A 24,103-nucleotide genomic window follows, 5' to 3' on the forward strand; every position below is an offset into this window, starting at 1 on the left:
CCTAATTCGGCACACGCTGTTCCGAACAACTCCTGAGCGCTACTTGACCTGGTACATCCAGATCAGAGCGTTCGCCAACTCACCGGTGGAACCCCACTTGTACTCGCGAGCCAGACCCTGGCCGTCGTAGTTACGCACGAAGTCGACCAGATCGGGGCGGGAGGTCTTACCTGCCTCGATGCCCTTGAGCACGATGGTGGTGAGGTCGTATCCCTCGGTGGAATAGGTGCCCGGGTCGAAACCGCTCAGCGCCTTATACGCGGTCGCGAACTTGTCGGAGGCCGGACCACAGGGGCACGACAGCAGCGCGTCCTTGGAAGCGCTACCCGCCTGCTTGACGAACTCGACGTCCTTGGTGCCGTCGTCGGAGATGAAGGTCGCGGTCACGCCGCCGCTGCGTAGCTGGCTGACCAGCGGGGACGCCTCGGCGTAGTAGCCGGCGTAGAAGATGCCGTCCGGCTTGGCCGACGCCATCTTGGAGACGGTCGCGGAGAAGTCCTTGTCCTTGGCCTTCACGTTGGCCGCGCAGCTCGAGTCGGCGATCGAACCGAGGCCCTCGGTCACGGTCTTGGCCAGGCCGGTGCCGTAATCGGAGTCGTCGGCGATGACGCAGATCTTCTTGAACTTGCCGGTGCCCTTGAGGTATCCGGCGACGGCCGGACCCTGCACACCGTCATTACCGAGGCCGCGGAAGAAGTTCTTCCAGCCGTTGGTGGTCAGGGTGACATTGGTGGCCGACGGGGTCAGCGACAGCAGGTTGGCGTCGCTGAGGATCTGGCCGGTCGCCTTGGTCTCACCGGAGAAGGTGGGGCCGATCAGCGCCACGATCGACGGGTCGCTGACCACGGTCGGGATGACCTGGGTGGCCTTCTGCGGGTCGCCCTCGGTGTCGAACTGCTTGACCGTCACCTGGCAGCCCGGGTTGGCCTTGTTGTGCTGATCCAGCGCCAGCTGCACACCGCGCACGATATTGAGGCCGAGGTTGGCGTTGTCGCCGGTCAGCGGGCCCGCCATACCGATGGTGGTCGGCGCGCACTTGCCCTTACCGTCGCCCGCGGGATCCGCGGCCGCGGTCGCGTCCTTGACCGGAACTTCCTTGCCCTGACCGTCGACCTGCACCACCGGCTGGATGGTCAGCGCCGCGGCGCCACCACCACCGGAGTTGTCCGTGGATTTGCTACTACAACCCGCCGACGTCAGCGCCAGGACCGCCGCCGCGCCGATGACTACCGCTCGCGCCGTGCGACTGTGCCGCAGCGAAGACGTGCGCGCCATTGAACCAAGCACGATTCACCTCATGTTCTGTGCTCCCCGGGGGTAACCGGAGAGGGCCGCCCCATCGATCGGCCCGAACCAGAACATAGCCTTGCCACGTTAGGTCCGCATCACATTCGAATCATCCATGTGACATCGCAACAAACGAAAAGGCCCTGTTGTTACCTCACTGTAAATTTTTACAGTTGATTTCCGGCAACAACAGGGCTATGACCGAGCAAATCCGGCTACTTCGGCGCGAGATTCTCCAGCACCACTTCCGCGACCGCCTTCATGGTGGTGCGACGGTCCATGGCCGTGCGCTGAATCCACTTGAACGCCTGCGGCTCCGATAGACCCTGCGTCTGCATGAGCACACCCTTGGCGCGCTCCACCAGCTTGCGGGTCTCGAGGCGGTCGGTCAGATTCGCGACCTCGCTCTCGAGCGCCGCGATCTCATGGAATCGCGATGCGGCCAATTCGATGGCCGGCACCAGATCCGATTTCGTGAACGGCTTCACCAGATAGGCCATCGCCCCCGCGTCGCGGGCCCGCTCCACCAGATCGCGCTGGCTGAAGGCGGTCAGGATGACCACCGGCGCAAGGCGTTTCGACGCGATCTCGGCCGCCGCGTCGATGCCGTCCCGGCGCGGCATCTTCACGTCCATGATCACCAGATCCGGCCGCATCTCCTCGGCGAGATCGACAGCCTGCTGGCCGTCGCCCGCCTCACCCACCACGTGATAGCCCTCTTCCGAGAGCATCTCCACCAGGTCCATCCGGATGAGCGCCTCGTCCTCGGCAACCACCACCCGCTTGGGGGCGGACGCCGCGGCATCCTTCTTCGAACCGCCCCCTGCTGTCGTTCCCATAGATGAACCCCTGTCGCTTCCGAATACCGATTACCCGATGCCACCTCGTCTTGCGCCACCCTCACAGGACCGGCACGCACCCGAGTACCCCAAAGAGTACCGTCGACCCGCTCTTACAACCCACGTACCCAGCGCAAACCGACCAGTATCACAACCGTGTCATCCCCCGGACCCCCTCGATTAGTTGTATCCCCCACCCACCCGCTATCATTTCCCGTCGGTGCGCCGAGTTGGCGGAAGTGGCAGACGCGACGGTCTCAAAAACCGTTGTCCGAAAGGACGTGTGGGTTCAAGTCCCACACTCGGCACCAAGACAGAGGGCCGCCCCGGAGAACACCGGGGCGGCCCTTTACTCATGCCGTACGCAGCAGCCTGGGCGCCAGCTTCCATTGCCTCGGCCACGACATCCAGATCGTCCGGGAACAAGTACCCGTACAGATCCAGGGTGAGCATGGCCGTCTTGTGCCCCAGCATCCGCTGCACGACTTCGATATTCGCCCCGGCACTGATGGCCAACGAGGCAGTGGTATGCCGAAGACCGTGCGGTACAACACTATTCAGATCGGCCCCCTTCGCTGCCTGGTCGAAAACCCAGCGGAACTCGGTGGACTTGAGAAATCCGGCCTTATGACTGGGGAAGACCAAGGCATCGGCGTTGCGATCCTCGAGCAATAGCTGGAGCTCCTTCGCCAGGGTGGCGGGGATCGGCACCGTGCGCGTCGGGGTCGACCGTCCAGGTCCGCAGTGCGATCGCCTCGCCGAAGCGGATCCCGATGTAGGCCAGTGCGAACACGAGCAGGCGGAATCGGCCGGCCGCCATTGCCAGCCTCATCACCGCGAGGTGCGTCAGGTACCGCCGCTCCGCCGCGGTCATCTCGGGGAGATCAATTTCTTCAGCCGGATTTGTCGACGGCCTCTTGGCTTTGATGGCATAGCGCAGTACCTGGCTGAGCACACTGATAGGACTGGAACACTCGGGACGCTGAAACTCCGCGGCCCTTGAATCTGAGCTCTGACCCGATTCTGATCGGAGGACGGATCCGATCAGGTCCGCGATCAGAGTCCGCTCAGGTCCGGATCAGAATTCAGCCAAGATCGTGGTGGCCACACGGCATTCCCTGCGGCGAACAACACCTGATCACAGGGGAACTCGGCCAGCACGCTCGTCGTGTGTGACGTGCGCAAACGACCTGCGTGCGAATCTGGGGGTCAAGTGGCCGGGTGCCACCACGCTGGGCGCGTTGGGGCTCAATCGAGTGACGACCGGCTGTTCATCCCAGCGTGAACATCCAGTCCGGACGATCGATGAATCGCTGTGGGATGTATTCGGATACGACGTCGATGCGCATTCCGCGGTCATAGGCCCAGCAGGTGAGGGCGAGCAGCGGGACCGAGACGAATCCGTCGGGACCACGATGGCGCTTCGCTGTGTCGAAGTACTTCCGATGCCGTTTGAGGGCCTTTGTCAGCTCTCTGGCAAAGGCTTTCTCGTGGCCGGCGGCCATGGCGGAGAAGACGTCGATCGTCGGCTTGATCAGATGGTCGATGACCGCCTGGGCGCCGATCTTGCTGGTGGTGTCGAGGCTGTTCGCGCGGTCGACGAGGCTACCCGGATCGTCGCTCCAGGCCGTTTGGAGGAGATCGACCCATTCGTACTGGAACTCGTCGGCGACTCCGCCGTCTCCCGTATCTCGTAGGCGTTCAACTGGATACCGGGCGAGTAGGTCACCGGCTTCGGTGTCGCGGGCGATCGTCGCCCACCAGAAGGCGGTTAGCCAGCGCCCGGTGTCTGCGGCTTGATTGGGGCCCGTCGGTACCCCGTAGGTTTCGCCGCCAAACGGCAGGTCTACCGCGTCGCGCTCGCCTGTGACAAACCCATCGGCTACCCGGAACAACCCGGTCGCGGCCTGCTCGTCGAGCTGTGCGGCCTCGAGGGTTGCGGTCGAGTCGGCGGTCGGGTCGTCGATGAGCAGGACACCGAGGAGCGCCCGTGCAAGGGTCTCGACGAAAAACAGGTTGTCGGGGCGTTCCGGGAGCCGGGGAATGTGGTCGCCGAGGTATCCCCGGTATTCGTCGGCGCGGCCTTCGAATGTCGTGGCGTCGATTGCGTGCCGTGGCACCACCGCGGTCACAGCTGGTTCACTTCCCTAGGTCGAAGGTTTTTGTCGCGTACCCACCGTACTGTTCGCCGACGACTTGCCCGTTCTTCTTGAGGTCCTGAACGCGAGCACGAACCAGGACATATTTGACGTCGTCAAGGTCTGTTGTCAGCAGTCTGCTGGCAATCTCAAAACCGTTGTCCGAAAGGGCGTGTGGGTTCAAGTCCCGCACTCGGCACCAAGCTGGAGGGCCGTCCCGGAGATCACCGGGGCGGCCCTCTACTCGTCGGGCAGGTGGTAGGCCGCACCGCGCCTCCCGCGCGCTCCGCGACAGCGTCCAGACGGTCCGGGATCGAGTCGCCGACTGGCGCCGATGCCGTATTGACCTGAATCCGTTTGGGCGACTTCGGTATTTGATCTCATTACCCGACGCGGTCGTATCCCTGAGATCGTGGAGCACGAGACAAGCAGCGTGAGCGTTGTACCGCTTCAGCCGAACTGGGGTCCGTAATGCATCGAGTTGATCGCGAGAACATCGTTGTCTTGGCGTCGATTCAGGCGACGCTGGGCTGGGTGTCTCCGGACGTCCGGGCGATTTCCGTAGACGTTGCCGATCACGATGAAGTGAAGGTGAACTTCGCCGTCAGAGGTCGTACCGTCCGGGTTGAGGAGGATATCGAGGAGATCGTCGGCGATCTGGACGCCGCACTGCAAGGGCAGTACTCGATCACACCGATGATCTTTGTGGGTACCCCCGATGAGAGTTGGCCGGGACGCCAGGCCCGTCTGATCTTCCTGGAATATCACGACAGCGAAGCGGATCGGTTCGGGCGCTGAGCATCTCGGCCCTATCGGGGTTGGAGGGTCAGAGGTGCAATGCCAGTTCGTCGGGATAGTCGAGGTCGTCGGTGAGTAGGCGGTGGGAGCGGATCGAGCAGGATGGGTCTTCGAGGGAGGGGGGCGCGGGGAGGAGGGGTTCTGTGGTGCCTGGGTTGTGGAGGGCGCGTTGGGCGGGCAGTGGGAGCGCGGCGAACGGGTCGTCTGTGGTGATCTTTGCCGGCAAGGCGTGGACCGCGGTGGAGAAGTTGGCCCAGGCGTTGGTGGGTGAATCGCCGGTGAGTTCGGCGTAGAGCTGGGCCAGGGTGCCGGATGCGCCTAGGGACACCATGGCCCGGGCGGCCTCGTGCAGGGTGTGGCCCTGGCTCAGGAGCCAGGAGAGGAAGGCCATGCCGCAGCCGGTGCTGATCGGGTTGCGGTCGGTGGGGTCGGTGATGTTGACGAAGTCGGGGGCGCCGGCGGCCTGCCAGGTGGGGGCGGATGCGAAGTCGGCGAGCGCGTTGTCGCTGACTACGGCGGCGCACCAGCGGGAGAGCGCCTCGCCGGTGCTGACCTCACACAGCTGGCCGCCCATCGAGCATTCGCTGAGTTCCGCCTCGAAGAGGGCCGATACCCGGGCCGGTGCGCCGAAGGCTGCGCAGACTTCGATGGATCCGCCGTTGACGAAATCGCAGGCCATGTGGTCCGCGCCGCCGGTGCCGTCGGTTCGGCCGCCGAGGGCGAACACGATCACGTTCACCGCGCCGCTCGCGGTGCCGAAGATGCGGTCATTGGCCGCGACCACGCGATCCGCGTCGGTGATGAGATCGCGCGCGTTCTGCAAACCGGGCAGACCCAAATGCGGATCGAAGTACACCGACACCTTGCCGTTGGCGCTCGTTCCGACGTGCACCGCACGACCGTATTGCGGCCACACCGGCGCCTCGACAGCAGTCGACATTGTCGTTCCCCCCCTCAGTTTCTCGCCGATCTACGGCGAATCATGTTGACAGCGCGGCCAGGTCGCTGACGCGATGAATCCCCCGCCCGGCACCTCGCGAGCCTAGCAGCGCGTTCACCTTGTGACACAGTTCTTTTCGTGATCCGGGGCCGGATGAAATCGGCCCCTCGAACGCGGGAGAGCCGTGGCGCAGACGGGTGCGAACAGCGCGATCGCGGTGCGGGCGAATTGCGTTCGGGTGACGCCCAATCGGCGCAGGGCGGGGGCGTGGTCGGTGAGGACCACCAGGAGGGCACCGAACAGGAGCAGCCACCAGACGGCTCGGATGAGGGGGCGCACGGCGGTGGGGGTTGCGGCGAAGGCGAGGCGCAGGCGTTGGGTGTGGAACGGGATATGGCGCTGCTCGTCGGTGACGATGAGGGCGGCGGTGCGGGTGGTCAATGGGTCCGAGGCGCCGTCGCGGAGCGCACGGTAATACGGGACGGCGATGACCTCGGCGATCGAGAGGACCATCAGTTCCAGGCGGAGACCGAGGGCGCGGCGCAGACGGACGAAGATCACGTCGGTCCAATGGCGGGAAATCGTTTCGTGGCCTGCGGCATTCAGGAGGTGACGCAGCAGCCGGGCGTGGTTCTGTTCCTCGGCGACGAACAGCCGCACCGCGGCGGCGTAAACCGGGTCGCCGGAGGCATCGGCCTTGGCGATCAGGTTCGCGCCGTCGCCGGACTCGCCGACCTGGAAACGCTGGATGCTGCGGACCAGCTCGGGCGGCAGGGTCGAGCCGAGCGACCAGTCGGGGTCTCCGGTCCGACACCGCGCGCGAGCCTTGGCCTCGAATTCGGCTGTCCACCGAGCGAATGAGTGCGTGTCGTACATGAGCCGTCCCCTCTGACCAGGTTCGGGAACCGACTCCAGGAAAGGGATGCGTGGATCGGACGGACACGATGTGGAGATGTGGTGCCGATGTCTAGTGGGCGGAGAGGGTGCTGAGGACGCCGTTGAGGTAACCGCCGGCGAATTGGGCTCCGAGGCCGGCGGCTGCGCTGCCGAGTAGGGCGCCTGCGCCTGCGCCGTAGACCGTTCCTACGCCCAGGGCGTTCCCCAAGCTCTCCGCGGATCCCGAGGACGGGGTGTCCACGTCGGATGCCGTCAGCGGGATGCCTTGTGCCGCAGCCGTTCCGGCGTTGATGCCGAACAGTGCACAGGCGGCCGCACCCACCAGAATGATTCGTTTCATCGCGGCAGTATATGAAACATATTCACTTCAGATGATCGATTTGGGTCACGCGGGTGTCACCCGCCTCGGCGGTATTTGGACTATCGAAGTTTCACATTCCGCTGCGGCGGCCGGTCACGTCGCGCATCATCGGGTGCCGTAGTTCCGAACAGCACCGTGGAGGCCGCATGCGAATCACGATGACCCCGTTGGTGAAAGTCGTAGCGGGCGGGGTGGTGATCGTGGCGGCTTGTGGGGGGTGCGGATCGCAGACGAGTGGGACGGCGGCACCGGTGGCGACGACACAAGGACAGACGACGATGACGGTTCCGGGGACCACGACGGCGGCGGCCACTGCACCGAAGGCCAAGTCGGGGCTGCCGACTGCGGCGGATGGGAGCAACCTTGGTGCCTGCGCCAACGGCAACTGCGAGGTTCAGGTGGATGGGCCGACCACGATTCCGGTGCCGGGGATGCCATTGATCGGGGGGAAGGTGCAGATTCAGCAGATCTCGAGCATGGCGGTGACGGCGGCGGCTTCGGTGTTCGGATTTCCGGCTTCGAGTACGGCACCTTCCGGCGGGACCATGTTTCTCAATGGGCTGACCATCAAGGTGGTTGCCGTGCAGGGGAGCTCGGCGGTGCTGCGCTTGAGCACCTAGGCCCCCGAGGACGAAGCCGGACGGGCGTCCGAAACGGGCCTACACTTCGGGCAGGGGCCGTGAGCGGGCTTCGAACCGGACGCGGGGGTCGGACGTAGGTCTGCACAGGGCGGTTCGACGTGCGGAGGTCATGCGGATGCGGGTGCAGAGAGTTACTGCGGACCTGACGGAATATCCGGATCTGGTCGTGATTCTGCTCGGGATGCGAGTGCGCAGTCCGAGGGGAATTCTGCGGCTGCTCGGGGTCGGTCCGAAGTTGTACCGGTCGCATCGGGATCGGCCCGACGGGCTTTTGTCGCACGAGGATGTGGTCTGGTCGTTGTGGCCGCCGCATTGGGGTGCGCGGCAGTATTGGCGGGATTTGGAGAGCCTGGAGCGGTGGACCCGGTCGGAGCCGCATCGGGTGTGGTGGACCGAGTTCCTGAAGGATTCCGGCGGGACCGGATTCTGGCACGAAGCCTATTTCGCAAGGGGCGGAATCGATTCCGTTTACGACGATATGGCCGCGCCCACCGGGCTGGCCCGGTTCGCGCACACCGTCCCAGCTCGGGGGCGGTTGTTCTCCACGCGGGGACGGGTGCGCGGCACCGGCGCCGAGTCCGCGGGAAAGGGTACTGAAAACAGCCGGGGAGTCCCCGAAATCGCACCTGTCATAACGGAATCCGCGCTTTATAGCACCGACGACACGAATACCCGCTCGGCTATTGATTTACCGCAGACGGCCGGGCATGCTCACTTGCCAGGGGCATTGACCCGGCACCGATCCGACATTCCGGTGAACGGGAACCAACAGCAGGTGAGCGACATTCAGCCGCGCGATGAACATCGCGGATGAAACATGTGATCCGGTCACGAAAGTGTTTCGAATCGACAACGCCCGGCATAGGTTATCGGCATGCATGTGCTGTTCGTGTGCAGCGGAAATGTTTGCCGATCCGTCATTGCCGAACGCCTCACCCTGGCGGTGGCCGCTGAACACGGACTACAGGAGCTATCCGCTGAGAGTGCCGGCGTGCGCGCACTGGTCGGATTCCCGGTGGAACCCCTTGCCGCACAGACGATTGTCGGACTCGGCGGGAGCGCCGACAACTTCAAGGCCCGCCGCCTGAAGGCGGAGATGGTGCACCGCGCCGACATGGTGCTCGCCATGACCGACAAGATCCGCGACCAGGTGCGCGATCTCGTGCCCGAGGCGCTACCGCGCACCTTCACCCTGCTCGAGGCGTACCGCATCGCGAAGGTCAGCGGCGCGCGCAGCGTGGTCGGATTGCATGCCGCGCGCGACGATCTCGCCTATGTCGGCCGGGAGAACATCTCGGACCCGGTCGGGCTGTCGCCGCAACAGTATTGCGATGTCGGCGACCGCATCGCCGAGGCGCTGGTGCCGCTGCTGCTCGCGCTGCACGCGCATCAGCAGGCGGCCGCACACCCGCGTGGCGGCGGTGACGGGCAACCGGGGCTGCTGGTGATAGACGGCGGACGGGGCGAATCCGGCAGACGCGCCGAACGCCCCAATCCGGTCGAATCTTCGCGGCAGGCAACCGAATACTCGCGGCAGCCGGCAGCCGATCACTCACGCCGGCAGCCCGGCGATTACCCACGGCAGGCCGGTCAGCTGCCCCGGCGCGCGGCGGAATCGGCCGGATAGCAGGCGATCCCGGCGGTCCCCCGGCGGTCCGAATCCCCGCGTGTCAATACACCTTGCTGCGAGGTTGGTCCGGTAAGGGATTACACTGCGCGCGGAACATTTACCAGTTCCGCCGAACGCCACTGCCGGTGGTTCGACACAAGAACAGGACCAAGGACATGCCGAAGCGAATTTCGGATGTTTCGCTCCATGTTTACGTGACAGCTCAGACCTTGAACCGCGTCACCGAGACCGTGTGCCGCGTGGTCGATGAATACGTCGCCGATCGAGATATCTTCGCGTGGCGCTTCACCCTCCCGGTGGAGTGCGACGAACCCACCCACACCGTGCTCGAAACCCAGTGGCGGCTGGATCATCCCGACGCCGAACCGGGCGAGCGCCGCACCTACGAGATCGCGCTGAGCCTGGTGGGCGAGGCCCGTCAACTAACCAAGGCGGGCATCGCCAAGCTCGAGCAGCGCTTGGTCCTGGAGCTGTCCGCCACCGAACCGGTCCCTTACATCGTGCATGCGCTCCAGCGGGAAAACTTCGACCTGGAAGAAAACCGCGAGCTGATCTAGGGCCCGAAACGCGAATCGGGCCGTACCCCAATGGGGTACGGCCCGATAAGCGTCGAAAGTCAGCGGCGCGCCGGGAAGTGGCGAATCACGCCCTCCTGCACCGTGGTCGCGAGCAACTCGCCGGTGCGGGAGTAGAAGTGGCCGCGGGCCAGGCCGCGGGAACCCGCCGCCACCGGCGACTCGGTCGCGTAGAGCGCCCAGTCGTCGAAGCGGAACGGGCGGTGGAACCAGATGGAGTGGTTCACGGTGGCCGCGATGATGCGGTCCCAGCCCCAGGACAGGCCGTGCGTGGTGACGATCGAGTCCAGCACCGTGGTGTCGGACGAATACGCCAGCGCCGCAACGTGAATCAGCGGATCCTCGGGTAGCGCGCCGTCGGTGCGCATCCAGACCCGGTTGTAGTCGAGGCTCTCACCCTTGCCCTTGAGGATCCAGGCCGGGTCGTTCGTGTACCGCATCTCGATGGGATGCGGTGCGTTGATGAACATCTGGAGCTTGTCCTCCATGCCCACGAAGGACTCTTCCACGCGGGGAAGGTCTTCCGGGCCGGGGACGTCGGGCAGGGGCGCGCCGTGCTCGAGCCCCTTGCCCCAGTCCTGGAAGGCGGCGAGCATGACGAACAGTTCCTGTCCGTCCTGGTACGCCGTCACCGTGCGGTTGGCGATGGAGCGTCCGTCCCGGTGCCGATCGACGTGATATTCGATCGGCGCCTTGGGATCTCCGCCGCGCACGAAGTGCGCGTTGATCGCGTGGATCGGACGCTCCGGGCCCACCGTGCGGCCCGCGGCGATGATCGCCTGGGCCACCAGCTGGCCGCCGAACGTGCGGCTCCATACCTTCTCCGGATGTTGACCGATGAAGATGTCGGGTCCGTTCTCCTCGAGGTCCAGCAGGCGCAACAGCTCCCGCAGGTCCTCGGCTCGATCGGTCCCCTCGGGGTCCGCGACGACGTCCGTAGACGTCTCGTCCAGCGACGCACTCAAACTAGTGGTCCTCCTCGCCGATGCGATGCACGTGGATCAGGTTGGTGGACCCGACAGTACCCGGGGGCGAACCGGCCACGATGACCACCAGGTCACCCTTCTTGTATCGCCCGATCGAGAGCAACGCGTTATCCACCTGGTGGATCATCTCGTCGGTCGTGCCCACCGGAGGAACGATGAACGTTTCCACGCCCCACGTCAAGGCGAGCTGGCTGCGAATCGACGCCTGCGGCGTGAAGGCCAGCAGCGGCAGCGGGGTGTGCAGGCGAGCCAGGCGGCGCACCGTGTCACCGGACTGCGTGAAGGCAACCAGCGCTTTGGCATTGAGCCGCTCGCCGATGTCGCGGGCGGCGTAGGAGATGACACCGCGCTTGGTCCGCGGCACGTGGGTCAGCGGCGGAACACGAGTGGAGGACTCGGATTCCACGGCGTGCACGATGCGGGCCATGGTGCGCACGGCCTCGATCGGGTAGTCGCCGACCGAGGTCTCGCCCGAGAGCATGACCGCGTCCGCACCGTCGAGCACCGCGTTGGCCACATCCGAGGCCTCGGCGCGGGTCGGGCGCGAGTTGGTGATCATGGATTCCAGCATCTGGGTGGCCACGATGACCGGCTTGGCGTTCTCGCGGGCCATCTGCACGGCGCGCTTCTGCACCAGCGGCACCTGCTCGAGCGGCAGCTCCACGCCGAGGTCGCCACGGGCGACCATGACGGCGTCGAAGGCCAGCACGATGGCTTCGAGATTGTCGATGGCTTCGGGCTTTTCGAGCTTGCCGATGACCGGCACCCGGCGGCCCACGCGATCCATGATGTCGTGCACCAGCTCCACATCGGAGGGCGAGCGCACGAAGGACAGCGCGATGAAGTCCACGCCCAGGGCGAGGGCGAATTCCAGGTCGTCGATGTCCTTTTCGGACAGGGCCGGCACGGAGACGTCCATGCCGGGCAGCGAGACGCCCTTGTTGTTGGAGACGGGCCCGCCCTCGGTGACTCGGCAGATGACGTCGTTGTCTTCGACGCGCAGCACGGTCAGCCCGACCTTGCCGTCGTCCACGAGCAGCCGGTCGCCGGGCTTGGCGTCCTTGGCGAGGTGTTTGTAGGTGGTCGAAACCCGGTCGTGAGTTCCCACAATGTCGTCGACGGTGATTCGGACTTCCTCACCGGTGTTCCAGACGGTCTTGCCGTCACCCTCGAACCGCCCCAGGCGGATCTTCGGGCCCTGCAGGTCGGCGAGGATACCGACGGCGCGGCCAGCGGCATCGCTGGCGGCGCGCACCTTTTTATAGTTTTCGGCATGGTCCGAATGCTCGCCGTGGCTGAAGTTCAGGCGAGCAACATCCATGCCACTTTCGACGAGCTCACGAATCCGGTCCTCGGATGACACAGCAGGTCCGAGGGTGCACACAATCTTCGTTCGTCGCATCACGACTTAAACCCTAGACCTGTGACAACCCTCATGCCGAGCCCGGCACACACATATACGGTTCTCGTAAGCAGCCGTTCAGCTAATGCCTGGTCAACGCGCGACATGCCTGGCCAGTACGGTCTCCAAGCGAGTTTGGCCGAAGCCCAGGATCAGGCATATTACCCAGTAGTAAAGTGCCGCCACGCCATACAGCGCGAAGAAGTCGAAGGTGGGTGCGGCGGCCGATTGCGCGGTGCGCAGCAACTCCGTCACAAGAATGGTCGAGGCGAGCGAGGTGTCCTTCACCAACGAGATGAGCGTGTTGGACAACGGCGGCACCGCGATGCGCGCACCCTGCGGCAGGATGACCAATCGCAGCGCCTGCGCGTAGTTCATGCCGACCGCGTACGACGCCTCCCACTGCCCGGCCGCGACCGAGAGGATCGAGGCCCGGATGATCTCGGCCGCGTACCCGCCCACGTTGAGGCTGAAGGCGATCACGGCCGCCGGGAACGGGTCGATCACGATATTCAGGTTGGGCAGGCCGTAGAAGATGATGAACAGCTGCACCAGCAACGGCGTGCCGCGAATGAGCGAGATGTAGAACCGCGCGAGGGCCGACAGCGCCCAGTTGTTCGACATTCGGGCCAGCGCCACGAACAGCGCGATCGCCAGCCCGATGACGAAACTGAGGGCGGTCAGCGGCAGCGTCGAGGTGACCGTGGCCTTCAGCATGGGCCACAGGTTGTGCTCGATCAGTGCCCAGGTGGCGTCGTCCATGGTCGAATCGCCCTGTGCCGCTTACTTGCTGACGTCGGTGCCGAAGTACTTGTCCGAGATCTTGGCCAGGGTGCCGTCGGCGCGCAGTTCGTCGATGGCCTTGTTGATCTGGTCGGTCAGCGCCTGGGAGTCCTTGCGGGCGGCGAACGCCTGCTTGGAGGTCTCACCGGTCTTGCCGACGATCTGGATGGTGCCGGTGCCCTGCGCCTTGGTGTAAGCGTTCACCGCGAGGGTGTCGTTGACGGTGGCGTCGGCGCGACCGGTCTTGAGCAGCTGGGTGGCCTCCACGAAGCCGGGGATGGCCTCGACCTTGCAACCGGCGGTCTTGGCGACCTGGGCCCAGTTGCTGGTCTCGGACTGGGCGCAGGTCATGCCGTTGAGGTCGGCGAGGGTGTGGATGCCGTCGTTGCCGGTCTTGGTGACGATGACGCCCTCGGACACGGTGTAGGGCTGCGAGAGCGAATACTTCTGCTGCCGTGCGTCGTTCACGGTGACCTGGTTGGCGATGAGGTCCACGCGCTTGGATTCCAGGGCGGCGAACAGCGAGTCCCAGGGGGCCTGGGTGAACTCCACCTTCTTGCCGATCTTGTCGCCGACGGCCTTGATCACGTCGACGTCGTACCCGGTGAGGCTGCCGTTGTCCTGGTAGCTGAAGGGAGAGTAGGTGCCCTCGGTGCCGACCTTCAACACGTTGGCGTCGTCCTTGCTGGAGCTGCAGGCGACCAGCCCGGCCGCGGCGACTACGGCGAGCATGAGGGCGGCGAGCTTACGGCGCACGAGTGGGGACCTCTCCTCGGGCGTGAATGAACACGCGACAAATAACCGACAAAGGGTACGCCGCGAACCGACTGGGTGGCACGGCAACCATCACACTGCGCGAAAACCTTGAACCGAATCCGGTCCTGATGATATGGCCGAGCGGCCGCCACTCGGTCGAGTGACGGCCGCTCGCAGGCGAAGTGTCGCGCTAATCGCGCAGCGGGCGCCCCTGCAGATCGGGGACCTTGCCGGTCAGGATCATGATGCCGTCGATCAAGGCCCACACACCGCAGCCACCGCAGGTGACCAACTGCAGTACGCCGATGGTGGTGTAGCCCAGGTAGAACCGGCCGATGCCGAAGTGACCGAGGAACAGCGACAGCAAGCCCGCCGTCAGCTTGCTCTTGTCCGACAACGGAACTCCGAACGGATCACGGCCGTACGGGGCCTCCGGGTCACCGCCGTACGGGCCCGCGGGACCGGGGGTCCCGTAGGGCGCGGGCGGCTGGCCGTAGGGCTGCGCGGGCTGACCGTAAGGCTGGGCAGGCTGGCCGTACGGCTGCTGGCCCGGGTACGGCTGCTGGCCGTAGGGCTGCTGCCCGTACTGCGGCCCGGTGCCGGGCGCACCGTACTGCGGCCCGTCCTGCGGCGGCTGTTGGTTGAAAGGGTCGGTCACTCGCGTCCTCCTGATTCGCGGATATCAGGAGCCATTCTTGCCGGACTCGACGGTTTTCGCCTGGTCGACGGACTCCTCGGCCTCCGGATCGGAATCACCGGATTCGGAAGAGTTATCGCGGTCGGTCTCGGATTCGTTGCCGGGGGTAGCGGATTCGGCCTCGGCCTCGGCCTTTTCCGGTTCGGTCGACTCAGACTTCTCCGATACGTCGGAATCGTCCGATTCCGTAGCGGTTTCGGCCACGACCGCCGCGGCACCGAACGCCCGCAGCGCGGCGAACTGCCACGGCCACGGCCGCTCGATCCCGGGACGCAGCTGCTCGGGCGTCTCCCGCCCCTTGGTCGCGAACAGGAAATAGGCCACGGCGCAGACGAATACGATCGCCGAGGTGAAGGTGTTGACGCGCAGGCCCAGGATGTGGGTGGCCTCGTCGTCGCGCAGCAGTTCGACGAAGAACCGGCCGAAGCAGTAGACCGCGACGTAGAGCGCGAACAGCCGGCCATGGCCGATGCGGAACTTACGGTCCAGGTAGAGCAGGACGCCGACGCCGAGCAGGTTCCAGATCAACTCGTAGAGGAAGGTCGGCTGTACGACGAACAGCGGCGCGCCCGCGGCGGTTCCGTTCATCATGTCCAGGCCGCCGTTGTGGTCGAAGCGCTGGTAGATCTCGAGACCCCACGGCATATCGGTCTTGCGGCCGTAGAGCTCCTGGTTGAAGTAGTTGCCCAACCGGCCGATGGCCTGCGCCAGCAGAATGCCGGGCGCGATGGCATCGCCGAAGGCGGGCAGCGGAATCCGGTACACCCGGCAGCCGATCCAGGCGCCGATGCCGCCGAGCAGCACCGCACCCCAGATGCCGAGGCCGCCTTCCCAGATCTTGAAGGCGTTCATCGGGTGGCCGTTGGCACCGAAGTACTTCTGCCAGTCGGTGGCCACGTGGTAGAGCCGTCCGCCGATCAGACCGAATGGGACCGCGAACATGGCGACATCGAGCACCTGCCCGGACTGTCCGCCGCGGGCGATCCAGCGCTTCTCCCCCAGCCAGATGGCCGCGACGATGCCGAGGATGATGCAGATGGCATAGGCCCGCAGCGGGAACGGCCCGATGTCCCATACCCCGCGCGGCGGGCTCGGAATGTACGCCAGGACATCAGCGCCGGTGCTCTCGGCAAGGGCTCGTAAGGTCACGAGTCACCACCGTAGCCGAAATGGGCAGCGGCGCGCCGACCCAGGGTGAGGTGCTCGATCTGCGCGAGCGGGCCGACGACCGGTCAGGGCCCCGTAACACAACAGATATACGACACCATCGAGAGAATTCGGAAACTGTGTTTCGAACAAAAGGAAAGGCGCGTACCGAATTCGGTACGCGCCTTCCCGAAGAGCTGCGTATTACTGAGAAACCGAGGCCGAACGCACGCCCTGCGCCAATTCCTCGGTCAGCTTCCGCACCGCGCCCAAACCTTCGGCGGCAGCCGATACCAGCGCCGATCCGACAATGACACCGTCGGCGTAGGAGGCGATTTCGGCCGCCTGCGCGCCATTGCGCACACCGAGGCCGACACCGATCGGGATATCGGAGTGCGCGCGCACGCGGGCGCACAATGCCGGGGCCATATCCGAGACCGCGTCACGGGCGCCGGTGACGCCCATGGTCGAGGCCGCGTACACGAAGCCACGTGAGGCTTCCAGGGTCTTGACCAGTCGCTCCTCGGTGGAAGACGGCGCGACCAGGAAGATGCGGTCCAGGTTGTGGGTGGAGGACGCCACGAACCAGTCGTCGGCCTCCTCCGGGATCAGGTTGGGCGTGATCAGGCCGAGGCCACCCGCCGCCGCCAGATCGCGGGAGAAGGTGTCGACGCCGTACTGCAGCACCGGGTTCCAGTAGGTCATGACCACGGCCTTGCCGCCGGCCTGGGAGATGGCCTCCACAACCTTGAACACGTCGCGCACCCGGACACCGCCCGCGAGCGCCTGTTCGGCGGCACGCTGGATGGTGGGTCCGTCCATCACCGGATCGGAGTAGGCGACGCCGACTTCGATGATGTCGCAACCGGATTCGACCATGGCGCGGCAGACGTCGATGGAGCCCTGCACATCCGGATAGCCGGCGGGCAGGTAGCCGATCAGGGCCGCGCGGTTCTCCTCACGGCAGGCCGCGAAGGTGTTGGCGAGACGGGACTGCTGGCTCACTGGGCTTCCCCCTCGGGCTTGTCGAACAGCCCGAACCATTGGGCGGCCGTATCCATGTCCTTGTCGCCGCGACCGGACAGGTTCACCACGATGATCTTGCCCGGGCCGAGTTCCTGACCGAGCTTCAGCGCGCCCGCGACCGCGTGCGCGGATTCGACGGCCGGGATGATGCCCTCGCTGCGGCTGAGCAGCAGCAGCGCGTCCATCGCCTCGGTATCGGTGATCGGGTAGTACTGCGCCCGCCCGGTGTCCTTGAGGTAGGCGTGCTCCGGGCCGACGCCCGGGTAGTCCAGACCCGCTGAGATGGAATGCGATTCGATGGTCTGCCCGTCCTCGTCCTGCAACAGGTACGAGTAGGCGCCCTGGAACGCGCCCGGGGTGCCACCGGTGAAAGTGGCAGCGTGACGGCCGGTTTCGACACCGTCGCCCGCGGCCTCGTAGCCGATCAGGCGCACGCCCGGATCGTCGATGAAGGCGTGGAAGATGCCGATGGCGTTGGAACCGCCACCGACACAGGCGGTTACCGCGTCCGGCAGCTGCCCGGTGTGGGTCTGGATCTGCTGACGCGCCTCCAGGCCGATGATGCGCTGGAAGTCGCGCACCATGAGCGGGAACGGGTGCGGGCCCGCGGCGGTGCCGAAGCAGTAGTAGGTGCGATCGGCGTTGGTGACCCAGTCGCGCAGCGCCTCGTTGATGGCGTCCTTGAGCGTCTGCGAACCCGTTGTCACACTGATGACTTCGGCTCCGAGCAGGCGCATGCGGGCCACGTTCAACTGCTGGCGCACGGTGTCGACCGCGCCCATGTAGATGACGCATTCGATGCCCAGCAGCGCGCACGCGGTGGCGGTGGCGACGCCGTGCTGGCCCGCGCCGGTCTCGGCGATGACGCGGGTCTTGTTCATCCGCTTGGCCAGCAACACCTGGCCGAGCACATTGTTGATTTTGTGAGAACCGGTGTGGTTCAGGTCTTCCCGCTTCAGGAAGATGCGCGCGCCACCGGCGTGCTGAGCCAGGTTCTTGCACTCGAACACCGGCGAGGGCCGGCCGGTGTAGTCGCGCTGCAACCGGTCGAGCTCGTCGAGGAAGTTCGGGTCCACCCGGCACTTGTCGTATTCGGCGGTGACCTCTTCGATCACGGCCATCAACGCCTCGGGCACGTGGCGGCCGCCGTAGACGCCGAAGTGGCCGCCCAGGTCGGGCTCGTGGCTCTTGGTGGTGACGCCGGCGCTCGCCTGCGGCAGGCCGGGAGCCTTCTCAGTCTGTGTCATCGGCTCTTTCACCGTCCCCGGCGAACCGGTTTCGGGCAGGAAGGATGGGTTCCGGCGGTCACCAGCTCGGCCACGGCGGCCCGCGGGTCACCGCTGGTCACCAGGCCCTCACCGACGAGCACGGCGTCCGCGCCCGCACCGGCGTAGGCCAAAAGGTCTGCGGTGCCGCGGATTCCGGATTCGGCGACCCGGATGATCTCGCTGGGCAGGCCGGGGGCGATGCGCGCGAACACATCCCGGTCCACCTCGAGGGTCTTGAGGTTGCGGGCGTTGACGCCGATCACGCTGGCGCCGGCCTGCAGGGCCCGGTCGGCTTCCTCCTCGGTGTGCACCTCGACCAGTGCGGTCATGCCGAGCGATTCGGTGCGGTCGAGCAGCGAGGCCAGCACGTCCTGTTCGAGGGCGGCCACGATCAGCAGGATCACGTCCGCGCCGTGGGCGCGGGCCTCGTGAATCTGATATGGGCCGACGATGAAGTCCTTGCGCAGGATCGGGATGTCCACGGCCTGGCGGACAGCGTCGAGATCCGCGAGCGAACCGCCGAAACGGCGCTCCTCGGTCAGCACGCTGATGATGCGCGCGCCACCGTCCTCGTAGGCCCGGGCCAGGTCGGCGGGGTTCGGGATGTCCGCGATCGCGCCCTTGGAGGGGCTGGACCGCTTCACCTCGGCGATCACGCCGATGCCGTCCGCGTGCAGGGCTGCCTTGGCGTCACGCGGAGACTTGGCCTTCGCGGCGGCGGCCTTCACTGCCTGGAAATCCAGAACGGCTTCGCGAGCGGCCACATCCGCGCGGACCCCGTCGAGAATCGAGTCGAGTACCGTCATCTGGCTCGAATCCTTTCTGGGGAGACGGACTTGCTGCCTGAGAATCCCCCCAGGCGCTGTCTCACCGATGCTGATAAAGAGTAAATGGCTATGTTCCCGTGCTTGACGGCGGGGCAGGAGTCGGCTTCACTGCCGCTCCCCCACCCAGCTCAGTGGCGTTGGTCTCGCGATCCGCTGTCATTCGGATCATCGTGCGGGGCAGGGTGATTGGTTTCGTCGTCGGTCGGATCGACGCCTTCGTCGAGCGCGTCCCACAGCACGCGGCCCGACAACTGCCCGGTAGAGGCATCGGGTGACCCGGATCCCGGGTCCCGCACGCGGGCGTGATGTGCGGCAACCTGCTCGGCCGCCGACAGCTTGCGATTCGCCGGATTGTCGTACTTGCCGGACATCCGTTTCGCCTCGGACGACTGCCGCACCAGCAGCAGCCCGGCGACGAACGCGACCACCGCACCGGCCAGCGACACCACGGCGGGGAGCGCCGAGGTCGTCACCGCGCCCGCATGGTCGCCGCCGTGCAGTTCGGCCAGCCGCTCCGCCCGCCCGGCCGTGCCCTGGTGCATGAGCAGGGCGTACGCGGGCACCGCCGACATCGCGGCCACGACCGCGACCACCACGCCGACCGCGCGCCGCCACCAACCGTGGGTCGCGAACACGGCCGCGATGGTGGCCAGGAAGACCAGGGCCAGCGGGGTCAAGGCACCGAACCAGACGCCGCCGTTCAGGTCCTTGGTGCGGGGCAGGCCGTAGTCGCTGGTGATCTCGATGCGGGCCCAGTTCATCCGCGAGGACGCCCACAGCAGGGCGGCCGCCACCGCGAGCAGCACCACCGCGGCCAGCGGCCTGGACCGCTTGGGTGCGTCCGCTCCGGCGGCGGGAGTGGCCGCCTCGGCCTCGGCCAGGTCGGCCGCTATCGCACGCTCGGCCGTGCTCCCGGCGGCGGTGTCGCCCCCGCCGGGCTCGGTCGTACTCGCCTCGGCTGCCGAGTCCGCTTCGGCCGCAGCGGTTTTCGCCGCCGCCTCCGCGGTCGGTAACTCTCTGTCCGCCGAATTCGCGCCGGGTTGCGGAGCACTCATTCGGGTTGGCCGGTCGGGCGGTAGGCGCGCACGGTTTCCGCGGCGGCGATGGCCTTGAGGACGGCCATGGCCTTGTTGCGGGATTCGACGTCCTCGTAGTCCGGGTCGGAGTCGGCGACGATGCCGGCCCCGGCCTGGACGTAGGCGGTGCCGTCCTTGACCAGGGCGGTGCGGATGGCGATGGCGGTGTCGGCGTCACCGGCGAAGTCGAGGTAGCCGACGACACCGGCGTAGACGCCGCGTCGGGTGGGCTCGAGTTCCTCGATCAACTCCATGGCGCGGACCTTCGGGGCGCCCGACAGCGTTCCGGCCGGGAAGCACGCCTGCACCGCGTCGAGGGCGACCTTGCCGGGCTTGAGACGACCCGACACCGTCGAAACCAGGTGCATGACATGCGAATACCGCTCGACGTGGCGGTACTCGGTGACCTTCACCGTGCCGGGTTCGCAGACGCGGCCCAGATCGTTGCGGCCCAGATCGACGAGCATGAGGTGCTCGGCGTTCTCCTTCTCGTCAGCCAGCAGGCCCTTCTCGAGCAGGAGATCGTCCTCCTCGGTGACCCCGCGCCAGCGGGTGCCCGCGATCGGGTGCGTGGTGGCCACGCCGTCCTTCACCGTCACCAGCGATTCCGGGCTGGAACCGACGATGGAGAACGCGGTGCCGCCGGAACCGTCCGGAATGTGCATGAGGTACATGTACGGGCTCGGGTTGGAGGCGCGCAGCATGCGGTAGAGGTCCAGCGGAGTCCCGTTGTACTCCATCTCGAAACGCTGCGAGAGCACCACCTGGAACGCCTCGCCCGCCTCGATCTCCTTGACCAATCGGCGCACGCCCGCACCGAATTCGTCGGAGGTGCGCTGGCGGCGGTAGTTCGGTTCGGGGCGATCGAAGACCGAGACGGTGGAGTCGGCGGGGGCGGCCAGCGCGTCGGTCATGCGGTCCAGGCGGGCGACCGCGTCGTCGTAGGCCTCGTCGACGCGCTCGTCGGTGCCGTTCCAGTTGACGGCGTTGGCGATCAGGGTGATCGCGCCCTCGTGGTGGTCGAAGGCGGCCAGGTCGGTGGCCAGCATCAGGACCATCTCCGGGACCTGCAGGTCGTCGGTGGCCAGGACGGGCAGGCGTTCGAGGCGACGGACCGTGTCGTAGCCGAGGTAGCCGACCAGACCGCCGGTCAAAGGCGGCAGACCGGGCAGGCTTTCGGTGCGCAGCACTTCGAGCGACTCGCGCAGCGCGATGAGCGGATCGCCGCCCACCGGCGCGTCGGCCGGGGTCTGGCCCAGCCAGGCGGCCTGGCCGTCGACCACGGTCAGGGCACTCGGGCTGCCCGCGCCGATGAACGACCATCGCGACCAGGAGCGGCCGTTCTCCGCCGATTCCAGCAGGAAGGTGCCGGGCCGGTCGGCGGCCAGTTTGCGGTAGGCCGAGAGTGGAGTCTCGGAGTCCGCCAACACCTTTCGGACCACCGGGACCACCCGGTGATCGGCCGCGAGCGCCCGGAACTGCTCCCGGGAAGTGGTCGAGTCGGTAGCCGCGTTCAGAGGCAAACCATGCGAGCCGTGCATTCACCCATCATTCCAGGCCCGGGGATCGGTTCAGAAATCGCGCTCCCCGGCCCAGCCGAGGCGGCACCTGCGGCGAATACCTGAAGCGGTCATCACTACACTCGCGCCGGTCTCCATGCTGAGGAGATCGTCACTGCTCCGGCAGCAAGATGGAGAGGTCGCACGCGGTATCCCCATTTTCGAGAGGAGTTCAACACAGATGTACCCCTCGCAACCGGTAGCACCGGAGGGTCCACGGCACGCAGCTCCGCAGATCGCCCCGGGTATCCACCCCGGCCAGCCGCCGCGGATGATGAATATGAATCCGGGCGGAAAGTACTCCGCCATCGCCTCGTTCGTCACGTATGTGAAGGCCCTGGAAGCCCTCGACCCGCGGAGCTTCCCGGACGAGTACGCCGAGCACACCGACCGCATCAGGGAACTGAAGCCGTTCCTGCGCGCCCACGGCATCCTCGATGTCATGGACATCAAGAACCCTGAGGTCGCCGCCCTCATCGGCGTGTAACACCGATAACCGACACCCCGTGTCGGGGGTGGTTGGGGCTCCGGGGGTTTCACCCCCGGACCCCCAAGCAAAACAGGTCCACAACCAGCGGCCAGATAGGTTGTGCACGATGGAAATTGGGGTACTGTACGGGGTATGAAGGCAGGTCAGCTCGCTCCTAATTTCGAGCTTCCGGATCAGTCGGGGACCTTGCGGTCGCTCGAGTCGTTGCTGGCCGACGGGCCGGTGGTGTTGTTCTTCTATCCGGCGGCGAACACGCCGGTGTGCACGGCGGAGGCCTGTCACTTCCGGGATCTGACAACCGAATTCAAGGCCGCGGGGGCCAGTTGCGTGGGAATCAGCGCGGATTCGGTGGATGTGCAGTCGGGGTTCGCGGAGAAGCAGGGGCTGGGGTATCCGGTGCTGTCGGATCCGGGCGCGAAGGTGGCGGCCGAGTTCGGGGTAAAGCGGGGACTGCTGGGGGCGCTGGTTCCGGTGAAGCGGACGACCTTCGTGATCGACCCCGATCGGACCATCGCCAAGGTCATCTCGAGTGAGCTGCGCGCGAACGTGCATGCGGACGAAGCCTTGCAGTTCCTGCGCTCGCGGGCCTGAACAGTTTCCGCACTCCGGCGGCTGAGCCGCCGGAGCGTCGATCCTTCGCGCGCCAGCGAATCGGACATACGCTGGGCGCATGACTACGCCGAGCACCGAACAGTCGGAGGGCAAGCGTTCAACCTTCGTCACGTGGCGCAATCGCATCATTGCGGGTGTCATCGCCGCGGTGGTGTTGTGGCTCGCGTACTTGATCCTGGCGGCGTTCATTCCACGATGGTGGGCGCAGCGCCTCGCGGAAATGGTCGGTTCGAGTTTCGCAAAAGGGATCTGGTACGGCCTGATAATGGGCGCGGTATGTACGGCTGTGCCACTTTTTCTGTTGTTGGCGGCGGGCCTCAGCTGGCGAAAACGGGGCGGTAGGTTTATCGCCGGTGCCGCAGCGGTTCTCGCACTCATCGTGGCCATCCCGAATTTGATGACGCTCACCATCGTCCTCGGCGATTCCAATGCCGCACACGCCGGTCAGCGCATTCTCGATGTCGACGGTCCCGGATTCCGTGGCGCCGCACTCGCGGGCGCGATCGTGGCGGCCGTGTTGTTCTTGGCGGTGGCATTTCTCTTGATGCGCAGGCGATTCCGCCGCCATCGTGCCGAGCGTCAGCGCAACCAACCGGAAAAGCCGAGCGTGTCGCCGGAAACTCCGGCTAATCCTCCAGAAGTCGGCACGAACTGATTTACCGTCGCGACACGCGTGATCGATGTCACGTCATTCAGCAACACCGTGACTGACGAGCGAAATCGTGGCAAACTTTGACGTGCGAGTGACTCGTTCGATGCCGTATCGCAGACTCTCCCATCGGCCGGCACAACGGGAAACTTGGCTGCTACGAGAGGGCGCGCACGGTGACCAAGTGGTTGAATCCCATGGAACAGCGAGCTTGGCGTACCCTTGTCGCGCTGACCACCAGACTTCCCGCGGCCCTGGATACTCAGCTGCAACGCGAGTCCGGGATTACCCATTTCGAATACTTCGTGATGACTCTGCTCTCCGAAGAACCGGGCCACCGGTTGCAACTGAGCGAGCTTGCGCAAAAGGCAAACGCATCGCTATCACGGTTGTCGCACGTCGTCTCCAAACTCGAACGACTCGGCTGGGCCGAACGCGTCACCATCACGGGACGGCGCGGGGCGCAGGCGGTGCTGACCGATGCCGGATTCCGCAAGATCACCGAGGCCACGCCCGGCTATCTGGAGTGCGTGCGCGGGTTGGTGTTCGACGGGCTGGACGAGGAACAGACCGAGCAGCTGCTCGCGCTGGGCGAGACGCTGGTGGCGCAGCTGGACAAGGGTATGGGCCGCGGGCTCGGCCGCTCGGGGCGGCCGATCTCGCATCTGGACGTGAATTCGCAGGAAACCGGCTAGATTCCGGCCACAAGCACGCCGGAAT

At 65.9% G+C, this 24,103-nt stretch carries 27 protein-coding genes, 1 tRNA gene and 1 pseudogene; 10 read left to right on the plus strand and 19 right to left on the minus strand.

What is annotated here, in order from left to right:
- Positions 1–39: 39 nt before the first annotated feature.
- Together ACFXHA_RS40200 and ACFXHA_RS40205 are read right to left on the minus strand one after the other, a co-directional pair.
- A complete protein-coding gene (locus ACFXHA_RS40200) occupies positions 40–1,275 on the minus strand; it encodes a branched-chain amino acid ABC transporter substrate-binding protein (RefSeq protein WP_379365772.1) in 1,236 nt (411 codons plus the stop codon).
- A gap of 227 nt (positions 1,276–1,502) precedes the next feature.
- Entirely contained in the window at positions 1,503–2,126 is a 624-nt protein-coding gene (locus ACFXHA_RS40205) for an ANTAR domain-containing response regulator (protein WP_330181858.1), read from the minus strand.
- 224 nt (positions 2,127–2,350) lie between these two features.
- On the opposite strand from ACFXHA_RS40205, the gene ACFXHA_RS40210 reads away from it, so the two are divergent.
- Positions 2,351–2,437: transfer RNA gene (locus ACFXHA_RS40210), tRNA-Leu, on the plus strand.
- Between the two features lie 193 nt (positions 2,438–2,630).
- Here ACFXHA_RS40210 and ACFXHA_RS40215 read toward each other — a convergent pair.
- The 3 genes and pseudogenes from ACFXHA_RS40215 to ACFXHA_RS40225 form a co-directional block, all read right to left on the minus strand.
- Positions 2,631–2,837: pseudogene (locus ACFXHA_RS40215) on the minus strand (site-specific integrase); the annotation flags it as partial.
- Positions 2,752–3,081 carry a hypothetical protein gene (locus ACFXHA_RS40220; RefSeq protein ID WP_379365774.1) on the minus strand — a complete coding sequence of 110 codons (330 nt, stop codon included), beginning with the start codon at positions 3,079–3,081 and terminating at the stop codon, positions 2,752–2,754. The gene ACFXHA_RS40220 and the pseudogene ACFXHA_RS40215, both read right to left, overlap by 86 nt.
- A 316-nt stretch (positions 3,082–3,397) precedes the next feature.
- Positions 3,398–4,258, minus strand: a complete 861-nt coding sequence (locus ACFXHA_RS40225) for an immunity 49 family protein (RefSeq protein ID WP_379365776.1) — start codon at positions 4,256–4,258, stop codon at positions 3,398–3,400.
- A gap of 510 nt (positions 4,259–4,768) precedes the next feature.
- On the opposite strand from ACFXHA_RS40225, the gene ACFXHA_RS40230 reads away from it, so the two are divergent.
- Entirely contained in the window at positions 4,769–5,062 is a 294-nt protein-coding gene (locus ACFXHA_RS40230; protein WP_379365778.1) for a hypothetical protein, read from the plus strand.
- 28 nt (positions 5,063–5,090) lie between these two features.
- Here the strand turns inward: ACFXHA_RS40230 and ACFXHA_RS40235 are convergent, their stop codons facing one another.
- The 3 genes from ACFXHA_RS40235 to ACFXHA_RS40245 form a co-directional block, all read right to left on the minus strand.
- Positions 5,091–6,002: a hypothetical protein gene (locus ACFXHA_RS40235; protein WP_379365780.1), complete on the minus strand. Its 912-nt coding sequence runs from the start codon at positions 6,000–6,002 to the stop codon at positions 5,091–5,093.
- Positions 6,003–6,116: 114 nt separating this feature from the next.
- The gene (locus ACFXHA_RS40240; RefSeq protein ID WP_379365782.1) at positions 6,117–6,878 is read right to left on the minus strand and encodes a ferritin-like domain-containing protein; all 762 of its coding nucleotides are present in this window, start codon (positions 6,876–6,878) and stop codon (positions 6,117–6,119) included.
- Positions 6,879–6,969: 91 nt separating this feature from the next.
- Positions 6,970–7,239: a hypothetical protein gene (locus tag ACFXHA_RS40245; RefSeq protein WP_379365784.1), complete on the minus strand. Its 270-nt coding sequence runs from the start codon at positions 7,237–7,239 to the stop codon at positions 6,970–6,972.
- Between the two features lie 299 nt (positions 7,240–7,538).
- Between ACFXHA_RS40245 and ACFXHA_RS40250 the strand changes: the two genes are divergently transcribed.
- From ACFXHA_RS40250 to ACFXHA_RS40265, 4 genes are all read left to right on the plus strand, one after another.
- Entirely contained in the window at positions 7,539–7,880 is a 342-nt protein-coding gene (locus ACFXHA_RS40250; RefSeq protein WP_379365786.1) for a hypothetical protein, read from the plus strand.
- A 130-nt stretch (positions 7,881–8,010) separates the two neighbouring features.
- Positions 8,011–8,715 (plus strand): monooxygenase family protein, encoded by a 705-nt coding sequence (locus ACFXHA_RS40255; RefSeq protein ID WP_379365788.1) that lies wholly within the window; start codon positions 8,011–8,013, stop codon positions 8,713–8,715.
- A gap of 60 nt (positions 8,716–8,775) precedes the next feature.
- Complete coding sequence (locus tag ACFXHA_RS40260; protein WP_379365790.1) at positions 8,776–9,528, plus strand: low molecular weight phosphatase family protein; 753 nt, start codon at positions 8,776–8,778, stop codon at positions 9,526–9,528.
- A gap of 197 nt (positions 9,529–9,725) precedes the next feature.
- Complete coding sequence (locus tag ACFXHA_RS40265) at positions 9,726–10,088, plus strand: hypothetical protein (RefSeq protein WP_379365792.1); 363 nt, start codon at positions 9,726–9,728, stop codon at positions 10,086–10,088.
- Between the two features lie 59 nt (positions 10,089–10,147).
- Here the strand turns inward: ACFXHA_RS40265 and ACFXHA_RS40270 are convergent, their stop codons facing one another.
- The 11 genes from ACFXHA_RS40270 to ACFXHA_RS40320 all read right to left on the minus strand — a co-directional run bounded on the left by ACFXHA_RS40270 (position 10,148) and on the right by ACFXHA_RS40320 (position 21,614).
- Positions 10,148–11,059 (minus strand): acyl-CoA thioesterase, encoded by a 912-nt coding sequence (locus ACFXHA_RS40270; protein ID WP_379366007.1) that lies wholly within the window; start codon positions 11,057–11,059, stop codon positions 10,148–10,150.
- Between the two features lie 13 nt (positions 11,060–11,072).
- Entirely contained in the window at positions 11,073–12,497 is a 1,425-nt protein-coding gene (gene pyk, locus ACFXHA_RS40275; protein ID WP_379365794.1) for a pyruvate kinase, read from the minus strand.
- 90 nt (positions 12,498–12,587) lie between these two features.
- Positions 12,588–13,256 carry an amino acid ABC transporter permease gene (locus ACFXHA_RS40280; protein ID WP_379365796.1) on the minus strand — a complete coding sequence of 223 codons (669 nt, stop codon included), beginning with the start codon at positions 13,254–13,256 and terminating at the stop codon, positions 12,588–12,590.
- Positions 13,257–13,277: 21 nt separating this feature from the next.
- Positions 13,278–14,033 (minus strand): transporter substrate-binding domain-containing protein, encoded by a 756-nt coding sequence (locus tag ACFXHA_RS40285; RefSeq protein ID WP_379365798.1) that lies wholly within the window; start codon positions 14,031–14,033, stop codon positions 13,278–13,280.
- 190 nt (positions 14,034–14,223) lie between these two features.
- Positions 14,224–14,691 (minus strand): TM2 domain-containing protein, encoded by a 468-nt coding sequence (locus ACFXHA_RS40290; RefSeq protein ID WP_379365800.1) that lies wholly within the window; start codon positions 14,689–14,691, stop codon positions 14,224–14,226.
- Between the two features lie 24 nt (positions 14,692–14,715).
- Positions 14,716–15,879: a prolipoprotein diacylglyceryl transferase gene (gene lgt, locus ACFXHA_RS40295; RefSeq protein WP_379365802.1), complete on the minus strand. Its 1,164-nt coding sequence runs from the start codon at positions 15,877–15,879 to the stop codon at positions 14,716–14,718.
- Between the two features lie 201 nt (positions 15,880–16,080).
- Positions 16,081–16,881: a tryptophan synthase subunit alpha gene (gene trpA / locus ACFXHA_RS40300; protein ID WP_379365804.1), complete on the minus strand. Its 801-nt coding sequence runs from the start codon at positions 16,879–16,881 to the stop codon at positions 16,081–16,083.
- On the minus strand, positions 16,878–18,149 hold the full coding sequence (gene trpB / locus ACFXHA_RS40305) for a tryptophan synthase subunit beta (protein WP_379365805.1): 1,272 nt from the start codon (positions 18,147–18,149) through the stop codon (positions 16,878–16,880). Before trpB ends, trpA begins: the two co-directional genes overlap by 4 nt.
- A gap of 8 nt (positions 18,150–18,157) precedes the next feature.
- A complete protein-coding gene (gene trpC / locus ACFXHA_RS40310; protein WP_379365807.1) occupies positions 18,158–18,976 on the minus strand; it encodes an indole-3-glycerol phosphate synthase TrpC in 819 nt (272 codons plus the stop codon).
- Between the two features lie 149 nt (positions 18,977–19,125).
- On the minus strand, positions 19,126–20,052 hold the full coding sequence (locus tag ACFXHA_RS40315; RefSeq protein WP_379365809.1) for a TIGR02234 family membrane protein: 927 nt from the start codon (positions 20,050–20,052) through the stop codon (positions 19,126–19,128).
- Positions 20,049–21,614 (minus strand): anthranilate synthase component I, encoded by a 1,566-nt coding sequence (locus ACFXHA_RS40320; protein ID WP_379365810.1) that lies wholly within the window; start codon positions 21,612–21,614, stop codon positions 20,049–20,051. The genes ACFXHA_RS40315 and ACFXHA_RS40320 overlap by 4 nt, the downstream gene beginning before the upstream one ends.
- Positions 21,615–21,912: 298 nt before the next feature.
- Here ACFXHA_RS40320 and ACFXHA_RS40325 point away from each other — a divergent pair, with 298 nt between their 5' ends.
- The 4 genes from ACFXHA_RS40325 to ACFXHA_RS40340 all read left to right on the plus strand — a co-directional run bounded on the left by ACFXHA_RS40325 (position 21,913) and on the right by ACFXHA_RS40340 (position 24,078).
- Positions 21,913–22,119 (plus strand): hypothetical protein, encoded by a 207-nt coding sequence (locus tag ACFXHA_RS40325; RefSeq protein WP_379365812.1) that lies wholly within the window; start codon positions 21,913–21,915, stop codon positions 22,117–22,119.
- Positions 22,120–22,254: 135 nt separating this feature from the next.
- Positions 22,255–22,713 carry a peroxiredoxin gene (locus ACFXHA_RS40330; protein ID WP_379365813.1) on the plus strand — a complete coding sequence of 153 codons (459 nt, stop codon included), beginning with the start codon at positions 22,255–22,257 and terminating at the stop codon, positions 22,711–22,713.
- A gap of 79 nt (positions 22,714–22,792) precedes the next feature.
- Complete coding sequence (locus tag ACFXHA_RS40335; protein WP_379365815.1) at positions 22,793–23,389, plus strand: permease; 597 nt, start codon at positions 22,793–22,795, stop codon at positions 23,387–23,389.
- A gap of 191 nt (positions 23,390–23,580) precedes the next feature.
- The gene (locus ACFXHA_RS40340; RefSeq protein ID WP_379366008.1) at positions 23,581–24,078 is read left to right on the plus strand and encodes a MarR family winged helix-turn-helix transcriptional regulator; all 498 of its coding nucleotides are present in this window, start codon (positions 23,581–23,583) and stop codon (positions 24,076–24,078) included.
- The last annotated feature ends 25 nt before the right edge of the window (positions 24,079–24,103 follow it).

The organism is Nocardia sp. NPDC059240 (genome assembly GCF_042753865.1).
In the GTDB taxonomy this organism is placed as follows: domain Bacteria; phylum Actinomycetota; class Actinomycetes; order Mycobacteriales; family Mycobacteriaceae; genus Nocardia.